Annotated in this window: 6 protein-coding genes; all 6 read right to left on the bottom strand. The window is 59.1% G+C overall.

Annotated elements, in window-relative coordinates; genetic code table 11:
* Window positions 1-117 precede the first annotated feature (117 nt).
* The gene (locus DBR24_RS00640; protein WP_128613573.1) at window positions 118-468 is read right to left on the bottom strand and encodes a DUF2190 family protein; all 351 of its coding nucleotides are present in this window, start codon (window positions 466-468) and stop codon (window positions 118-120) included.
* A gap of 60 nt (window positions 469-528) precedes the next feature.
* Entirely contained in the window at window positions 529-2,535 is a 2,007-nt protein-coding gene (locus tag DBR24_RS00635) for a prohead protease/major capsid protein fusion protein (protein ID WP_256591230.1), read from the bottom strand.
* Entirely contained in the window at window positions 2,495-4,009 is a 1,515-nt protein-coding gene (locus DBR24_RS00630) for a phage portal protein (protein ID WP_256591229.1), read from the bottom strand. Before DBR24_RS00630 ends, DBR24_RS00635 begins: the two co-directional genes overlap by 41 nt.
* Before the next feature lie 7 nt (window positions 4,010-4,016).
* On the bottom strand, window positions 4,017-4,220 hold the full coding sequence (locus tag DBR24_RS00625; RefSeq protein WP_128613571.1) for a phage head-tail joining protein: 204 nt from the start codon (window positions 4,218-4,220) through the stop codon (window positions 4,017-4,019).
* Window positions 4,220-6,166 (bottom strand): phage terminase large subunit family protein, encoded by a 1,947-nt coding sequence (locus tag DBR24_RS00620; RefSeq protein ID WP_128613570.1) that lies wholly within the window; start codon window positions 6,164-6,166, stop codon window positions 4,220-4,222. Before DBR24_RS00620 ends, DBR24_RS00625 begins: the two co-directional genes overlap by 1 nt.
* The coding region (locus DBR24_RS00615) for a terminase small subunit (protein ID WP_256591228.1) at window positions 6,138-6,667 on the bottom strand (530 nt) is incomplete at its 5' end. The genes DBR24_RS00615 and DBR24_RS00620, both read right to left, overlap by 29 nt.

Below are 6,667 nucleotides of genomic sequence, written 5' to 3'. Positions count from 1 at the left end.
GCTCGACCCCATCGGTCAGCCAATAAACAGCGCCCTCAGGATCAAGGGCGGCTGATGGCTCGCTGAAGGTACGGATCGAAACTCCGAGCATGCGCTGGGCCATTGAGGCCCAGCCCATTACACCGGCGCCGGAGCGGAGACGCCGTTCAGGCGGCAAGCACCAGTCGCGCTCGGGTTGACCGCGATCTCGGTGGCCACGCCGACAAGCACCAGGCCGGTGGCTGATACGTTGGTGACATCGCGGGTGGTGGTATTCATGAAGACCAGATCACCAACGGCCCAGGCTTGAGCGCTGGTTTTCTTCAAATCGAAGACACCGCGAGTTTTGAGAACGACCGGATCGCCGGCCGCCTCAGTAGTAGCAGCCACACCAATGATCCCGCCGACTTTGTACAGACCGCCCGAAACGGTACCGCCACTTGGCGCGACAACGGTCAGGTTGTCACCCGCTTGGATGTAATTTTTCATGGTTCACCTATGCATACAGGGGATGGAAGTTGAAGCGGGCGCCACTCGGCGCCCACCGGATCAGGCGCCCGGATTCTTATAGGCTGGGCGGAAGTCGATCCACGCAGCGCCGAAGACCAGACGGGCCTTGATCTCCATGCCGTCCACCTCAAAGCCCTCGCGGGTTTCGGTGAATACGCCCTGCTCACCTTCCAGGTACGCATACTCGAAGGTATCGACTACACCCGGTGATGCGTACAGGTACCACTGGTTGCCGGTGATGCGAGCATCGACGATCACCGTCAGCGCGGCGTTGCGGCTGTCGTTGATGTCGGCATTTTTGGCCGGTACGTAGTTGGAGCTGGTGAATTGATAGGCTTCCAGTTCCTTATCTGGACCGACAATCAAAAACTCCGGCGACAGGTTGAGGAACGCACCAGCCTTGGATTTTTGCTTGCGCATCGCAGCGCGTGCAGCGGCCAGTGTGGTGGTGTTGATCGCACCGCCAGACGCGGCCAAGTTGCCGTGATCGGCGTGAAAGATCGGCGTTCCATCGGTGTAGTTTGGGTTGCCCAACAACAGCGACCAGACCACATCAGACTCGGTCTGAGCAGCGGCGGCGCCCAACGCCTGTGGTACACGGGTGAATGCACCGAGATCGTCATTGACGATTGCTTCCCAGGTGATCGCGATGATCTTGCCGAACTTGGCGACCTTGATCGGGGCACCCTCTTCTTCGAGGGTGCCGTACTGGTATTCACCGTGCTCCTTGATTTTCTCCAGCGCGGCGATGTCGCCCAGAGCAGCGCGAGTTACCGCGCGGAAGTCCGGCACAGTGGTCGGGCGGCCGAGCGGACGCCAGGTCTGCGGGGCAAGCTCGTAGGCTGCACGCAGCGTGCGGTTCACAGTGCTACCGAGCAACAACGGGAAGTCGCTGGTCGAATGCATCCCTGCGGAGCGCATCGCCTGACGGTCGCAACCGAGTGCTGCTTTAGCGATTTCCGCTGGCATCAGGCCGCGGGTGTTGCCACCAACCATTTCCACGCACTCGCGGGCCATGTCCACCAGGCGCATGCCACGGAATTCGCGGCCCGCTTCTTCCAGCTTTATGGTGGTTGGTGCACAACGGTGATCGAGTGCGTTCATCATCGCGGAGCGCTTGGCCACCAGCACGGAAGTGTCGACACCACTGATGACAGTAGGTTGGCTGTTACGCGTTTCAGGCTGATGACCAGCTTGGCGCTCAGCGACTTTGTCGATCAGCGCTGAACTGGCGTCAGCGATCGAGACACCGCGATCGATCAGGTCATCAGCGACGTCATCACCAAGTCCAACTTTCTTTGCCATTTGGCGAATAGTCAGGCTGCGCTTACGCTCAGCATCAGCTGATTCGCGACGGATAAGCTCCTCGGCCGCGCGCTTTTCTTCTTCAGTCATCGGGTTTTCCTCGGTGGTGTTGGCCACGGCGGCCGGTTGATCAGGAGGCGTAACAGCCTCGCGAACTTCGAAAATGGTTTTGAATCGGTCGCCGGTGTATTCGGCGGGTGTTTTGGCGCTTCGGACTTTCGCACCGTCGTCGAAGCCGATCGGAACCAGTGAGATCTCCAGAGGCTCCCAGTCAACAGCCCGGTAGGTCGGAAGCTTGTCGTCTTCTTCTTCGGTCAGTTGGTACTGGTGAACGGCGTAGCCGACGCTGACGTTTCGAAGAATTCCGTCAACCACGTCCTTGAACACAACGTCAGCATCTTCACGCTTACTGAAGCGCACCAGCGCGTGGCCCTCGCCGTCCGCGAGCCAAGCTCGCTCGACCACCGCCAGCACCGCGCGGAGTTCGTATTGATTGTGAACGCCAAGCAATGGAGCGCCATTGTTCAAACGGGCGAGGCGAACTGCTTTATCGCTTACCTCGAGCTCCTCCATGTAGCTGCCGACGTCCCATGACCACCGGCGCCCTTTTGCACCAGTCGTCCAAGTCAGTTCGACGGTGCGATTTTCAATGTCGACCGACTCCGGTCGAACTGCGGCGCGCAGGCTGAACGCCGGTGTTTCATGCGTCTTTCTCGTCATCACCTGATTCGGCTTTGGCATCGTCTGGTTTCTCTTCGGTGGCTGGTGGCTGGCTCGGAGAACCGGCAGCCGCAACTCGGCGCGGGTCGCAATCCAGCACCAACCCGTACTCGTCGATCATTTCGTTTGCTTTTTGGATCTGTTCGGCATGCCGTTTAGGATCGGTGATTCCGAGCTCGCGCAGGGCATCAGGCCAGGTGGTCAAACCGTTACGCACGCGGGTGATGACGTTCTCCGTTTCCGCTTTCGGATCGACCATGTCGCGCCGCGGCGGAACCCAATAAGCCTTTACGTCATCTATCACGCCGCCCGGCAGGAGCACCTGTGCTTCCATGAACCAGCGCCAGACCTGATCGCAGAGCTGAGGGATCAACATGCGCCACTGCCAAACATCCACGCGGCGAGCGAAGTTCAGCCAACCCATTCGGCCACTGGAGAAGTTGACGCCTTTGAGATCGCCAGTAAGCAGTTCATAAGGCACGCCCAAGCCGACAGCCATCGCATGCAACTGCTGCCATGAGTAAGCCGTGTAACCATTGAATGTCGGCGGTGTGCCGAAGGTGACGCTCTCGCCAAAACCCAACTCCTGCACCATTGCAGGCTCGACCCGATCAATCAGGGGTGGTTTTTTCCCACTGCCCGATCCGCTGTTTTCGTCCTTGGTAACGAACGCGGCGAAGCAAGAGGCAATCTTCGCCTGCTCCATCACGGCGTCTTCCATCTCGTCGAAGTTGCGCATGCGCTGGATTACGGGAGCCAACCAGCTATATCCGCGAGCCTGACCCGGACGTTTTCGCAAGAAGACATGAATCACGTCCTCGGCTGGCACCCTGCGTGATTGCAGTGAACCCCACACGGCGTTTGCCCCAGGATGCTCATCGAACAACCAATAAGCCACCCGCCGGCCGAGTGCGTCAAACTCGACGCCCTGGATAATCCGGTTGAGCCCGACAATGTCCGCCTTCGACTCGTCTAGAAAGTCAGCCTCTAGAACCTGAAGCTGAACGGGAACAGGAAGGCCGTCAGAGCTGAAGCGACGGCGACGGCGGACCAGGCATTCACCGCTTTCGGCGATGGCCTCCATGATCATGTGCTGCAGGCCGTAGAAATTATCCATCCCGTCAGCATCGCAAACGGTCGTCTCTGCCCATGCTTTCCACAAGTCCATTAACCGCAATCCGTCACGATCACGCTTTGCCAAGGGCAATGGAACAATTCCGGCCCCGACAGCGTTGTCAGCGATGCCGGTGATTCCGCGCTCACCGAATGGATTATTGCGGCGCTGGTCCCGCGCTCGGTTGCGAAGCTTGGCCAGAGCCGGAGCGTTCTCAACGTTTGCATCGGCACCAGTTGCGCGCCAGCCATCATTTCGACGACCGCCTGCCGCACCCTCAAAGCGGCGCTCGATCATTTTCAGAGCCATATCCGTGCGCGCTTTCTTCAACCGCATCTCCGAACGCTTGGCTGCGTACCCGGGGAACAGATCGTCAATCATCCCCATATCAGTACCCCTTCGAGAACGAAGCGTACCGGCGGCCGCCATCGTTGCAGGCATTCAGTCCAAGCTCGGTTGCCATCAGCTTGAGTATCCGCATCATCTCGTCGAGTGACCGGTAGGTGACGCTCTTGTCGGCATAGCGGACCGACAACGCCCCTTCGGCGATGGCCACCTGCAGGGCGCTGTATTGCTCGATCGTGTAGGCCATCAGTTTCTATTCCAGTGGGAGGATTTCTTGCGCGGCCGTACTTCATCGTCCGGATCATTACCGCCAGTGACAGCAGCAACCAGAAGATCGAGATCAAGCCCGAACCGCTGCTGGCAGATGCGCAAGGCTGCGAGCGCGTATACAAAACAGTCGAGCGCCTCGTTTCGGCGGCCGCCGCTGTCCCAGCGCATCACCCGCTTGCCTTTCGATATGGCTGCTTTTTTCTTTTCTGAGGTGAGTTGCTTCACCTCAGATTCGTCGCAGATCGCGTCGTTGGCCGGCAGGTGAACCACACCGGGCTGAGACACGCCTGCCTGAGATGCAGCTGTATCGACGGGCAGGCCCATCCGGCTATAAAGCAGCTCTTTGGCGTTGTCGGTGCCGACCTCCGTGAGGAAGACCTTGTGCACCTTGTTCTTCGTACGGGGGAAGTTCGCGATTGGTTTGCCGTAGACAGTCGCGCCACGGATTGGAACAACCCAGTGGACACCGTGCTTGCGACTCTCGGCGTAGACCTCGTCGGCGTAGTGGCCGCCGGCGTCCCACGTCCAGCGCTCCACCTTCATCACGATGCCGTCCACGCGTGTGAATTGCCGGTGCAGCTCAAGGCCAACCTTGCGGCGAAGCTCCTCGCTGGCAGGGTCGCCCATCAGAATGAAGCGATGAACCAACCACGCTTCCTCGCCCGGACCGAACGCCCAAACACGCCCCTCGAAACGGTCGTCTTGAGTATCGATGCCACCGACAAGCACCAGGCCGAGGGCCGGCACCTGCGGATAAACTTCGCGTCGTCCGTAAAGAACTTCGGAGTCGAGTTTCTCGCCCTGGTCGTCGTCCCATGTTTCGCCGCGGGTAGTGTTGATGAAGGTGATCAGCTTCGAGACGTCGCCTTTCACTTTCAGCCATTCTTCCGCCAAGCTGAGCCACGTACTCCAGGTGCTGTAGATCGCCCAGATGCTGTAGCTGACCGAGCGCGGAGTGCGGATAATTTCATCATCAGCGCCAAACCAGTCCATTCCGTCGCGAGTCCAGATGCCTGTGTGTTCGCATATCCATCGGCCGGTCTTCGAGGCCTCAACCATTTCGTTGTGCCAAATGATGCAGGCGGCGTGCTCGCACACGTACCAGGCTTTCTCGGCTTCACCGAGCGCGTTCTTTTCCCACTTCAGACCGAACTCACAATCCTTGCCGCCCCACTTGAGCGTCTGCTCCTCCCGGCAGTGCGGGCAGTTGATGTGGAACTTGAGCAGGTAGGGCGACTCTTCGACGGCCTTAGTGATCTGGCAGGAGCCAGCTCGTTTCGGCGTCGAGCCGCGAATAGATTTCGGATAGATCGCGCCGTTGAGTCGCTTGTCGCCCAGGGTGATCGGCGCACCCTCGCCTTCAACGCTTTCGTCAAAGTTGGACAGCTCGTCGTAGATCACCTCGTCGGCGGATTTCTCACGGTAGTTTCGTGAGGCTTTCCCGCCGCGGATCCAGAGGGTTCGCCTGTTCGCGAAGATTTTCTGGTCGAGCGTATTGTCGCTGTGCTTGCGGCCGAACCACGGAGCGAGGTCACCCAGCACTGGCACGTCACGGATCATTCCGTTGACGTGGCTCTTGCTGATGTCCTCAGCGTCCGGATCCGTCGGGCTCCACATCATGACGTTGCGGCGCTTGTGCTGGATCTTGTAGCCGATGTTCGCCATCAACAACTTGGTGTAACCGATCCGCGCCGACTTGATGAAGTTGACGACGTTGATCAGGTCGTTGCCCATGCTGTTCAGGATCGCAACCTGGAACGGCTCGGTCGTCCATTTGCCCTCGTTGTAGGAGGACTCGGCGGACATGTAGAAATTGGCATCCGCCCATTCGACGGCGGTTTGCGGCGGTTCTTTGTAGAGCGCCTGAAGTCCTAGCTTGATCGACTTGCGAAGATCATTCAGCCATGGACTCAACGTACTCATCTAATAATTCCGGAAGTTGCTCACCGAAGCTGGCGGCAATATTTCGAGCAAGCGCGATCTCCCGCTCTACCGAATCGATGACCCGAGGGTCAACCTCCGGGTGGCGCCGAGTGACGGTCTTGCCGACGGTGTCCAGTTTCGAGCCGATCTGTGCGGCAATTTTTGCGAGGGCGAATGTGGCAAAAGGGACCGGGACGAGCTGCTTGTCCAGGACAAGGTTCTTCTTCTCCTGGGCGATCCGTTGGGCGGCGGTGAGACCGCGGCGCTCTTCGAGCAGCTTGTACTCGATCATCGGATCGACGCCTTCGGTTCCATCACCCGCCGGTTGTTGTTTTCGTTGCGCGTGTTCAACGCGGTTTTCGACCACGTTCTGCACGGTGTAGAACGCTTCTCGACCTATGCGTGCGACAGGCGCAACTCCCCATTTGTCAAAGGCTTGCGGGGAAATCCCGAGGCTCGAAGCCATCTCGGATTTGTTCAACCACCCGCGCTGTTTGGTTG

Source organism: Pseudomonas sp. HMWF006 (assembly GCF_003061205.1).
Lineage (GTDB): Bacteria > Pseudomonadota > Gammaproteobacteria > Pseudomonadales > Pseudomonadaceae > Aquipseudomonas > Aquipseudomonas monsensis.
Note: the sequence above shows the minus strand (reverse complement) of the source record. Positions and strands in the feature narration are given on the sequence as shown.

What these genes read in the sequence shown, in the direction of transcription:
- DBR24_RS00630 (WP_256591229.1), bottom strand. Translation starts at nt 4,009, where the DNA reads ATGATTGACGATCTGTTCCCCGGGTACGCAGCCAAGCGTTCGGAGATG.
- DBR24_RS00635 (WP_256591230.1), bottom strand. Translation starts at nt 2,535, where the DNA reads ATGCCAAAGCCGAATCAGGTGATGACGAGAAAGACGCATGAAACACCG.
- DBR24_RS00620 (WP_128613570.1), bottom strand. Translation starts at nt 6,166, where the DNA reads ATGAGTACGTTGAGTCCATGGCTGAATGATCTTCGCAAGTCGATCAAG.
- DBR24_RS00640 (WP_128613573.1), bottom strand. Translation starts at nt 468, where the DNA reads ATGAAAAATTACATCCAAGCGGGTGACAACCTGACCGTTGTCGCGCCA.
- DBR24_RS00625 (WP_128613571.1), bottom strand. Translation starts at nt 4,220, where the DNA reads ATGGCCTACACGATCGAGCAATACAGCGCCCTGCAGGTGGCCATCGCC.